The 1,659-nt window shown below is 62.3% G+C and carries 1 protein-coding gene, 1 tRNA gene and 1 pseudogene; 2 read left to right on the plus strand and 1 reads right to left on the minus strand.

Annotated elements, in window-relative coordinates; genetic code table 11:
* The coding region (locus tag WCB02_RS29745; RefSeq protein WP_423963533.1) for a hypothetical protein at positions 1–213 on the plus strand (213 nt) is incomplete at its 5' end.
* 171 nt (positions 214–384) lie between these two features.
* Here the strand turns inward: WCB02_RS29745 and WCB02_RS29750 are convergent.
* Positions 385–458, minus strand: a tRNA-Gln gene (locus tag WCB02_RS29750).
* A 557-nt stretch (positions 459–1,015) separates the two neighbouring features.
* Here WCB02_RS29750 and WCB02_RS29755 point away from each other — a divergent pair.
* A pseudogene (locus tag WCB02_RS29755) lies at positions 1,016–1,659 on the plus strand (hypothetical protein); the annotation flags it as partial.

The following is a 1,659-nucleotide window of genomic DNA, read 5'->3' on the forward strand; positions in this document are numbered from 1 at the left end:
CTGAGCGCGCCGGTTGGAGGCTTCGCTGACCGGCACGCGTACCAGTATCTCATTTTCTCAGGAGGGCGAGTCGCGATCACAAGGGCCACATCATCCTGCAATGGTGGGCGAGATCATTCCGGAATGCTGGGCGACATTGTATGGAATCAGCAATTGCCGATTCCGAGCATCTCGGCTGATTTGATCTTGCCTGGGAGCATGGCGTCGACCTGATCCACCTCGTCGCGGGGCTTTTCCCCGTCGCGGGCCAAGCTGGAGTGGCGGACGGTCTGGATTTTGGGTGCCGGTTGCATGGTCCGGGATCGTGCTCCAGATCGCTCCGCACGGTTCATCGCCTGCGTGAAAAGCCATTTTAGATCAGGTGGTTGGTGGGATTGCCGAGTCTGGCTGGGGAACCTGGATTCGAACCAAGACAAACAGAGTCAGAGTCTGTTGTGCTACCGTTACACCATTCCCCACCGAAGTGACTGATATCACAGTACTTTTTTCGGAAGTCGCAAGCCGAGCCAGGAGTTTTGCAGACATGGCGATTTGCAGCGCTGATATAGCCGGGCTGACGTTGGCGGTCTAGTCCTCGCTGTTGACGGCGAAGCGCTTCTGACCGCCGGCGCCGAGCTTCACCCAATCTCTGAAGCGCGCCGGGTCCCACACCCCGGGACGATCACGGCATGCCCGCGGTCGTGATGTCGAAATCCTTGACCGGCGGACGTGATTCCTGGGCCAAAGCTGGCCCGGCTGCTGCCCGGCGATTTCCGCTGGCGGCGAGTCTGTCAGGCGAGCGCGGCATCACCGCTGTCTACGCGATCGTTCATGCCGGGCGACGAGAAGCGGCGCGTGGCCGAGGAGACCGTGTCATTAGATAGCGCCGGCATGCTCACGATGGCGATGGCTGCAGCAAGCGGAGCCCGTTTCACCAGCACCGTGACTGACGGCACGGATGCGGGAACGCCACGCGGCGGATTGATCGGCGGCGCCCAGCGTTGCCGGACGACTGCCGAAACGGCGATGTTCGTTGGTGCCGCCCGTTACCACCGTGCGAACCCGCGCCGGGCGGCGGCCTGCTTGCGCGGTTGACGAAAACCTGAATGATTTGAATCGTTGTTTTAACGACGGATCGGATCGCGGTTGCCCCTTGCAGCCCCATCTTGGAGATCTGGACATGTCGACGCTCATGCCACATGGCGCCTGCCTGCTGTGGAAGCCGGAATTGATCTGGTTGAATGCCGTTTCCGACGTCATGGTCGCCGCCGCCTGTTTTGTGACCGCGTTCGTGCTCGGGCTCTTCGTCTGGCGGCGCCGCCGCGATGTGATGTTCCGCGGCGTGTTCTGGGCCCTTGTGATCTTCGCCGCGGTCTGTGGAGTGTCCCGCCTGCTGTCGATCCTCACCTTGTGGGTGCCGGCCTACGGCATCGAGTCCGCCGTCAAGGGTGTCCTGGCGCCGATCTCGGTAGCCGACATCGCGGTCATGTTGCTGATGCTGCCCCGGCTGCTCGTGCTGCCGACACGCATTCAACTTCAACAAGCCTATGCGGCGCTCGAGGAGGAAGTCCAGCAGCGCCGCAAGGCCGAAGCGATGGTGCAGCGTTTTCGCGAGATCGAGGCCACCGAGGCCCAGGTCCGGCAGGCGCAGAAGATGGAAGCCATCGGTCAGCTCACCGG

Origin of the sequence: Bradyrhizobium sp. (assembly GCF_049581145.1) — a bacterium.
GTDB lineage: Bacteria > Pseudomonadota > Alphaproteobacteria > Rhizobiales > Xanthobacteraceae > Bradyrhizobium.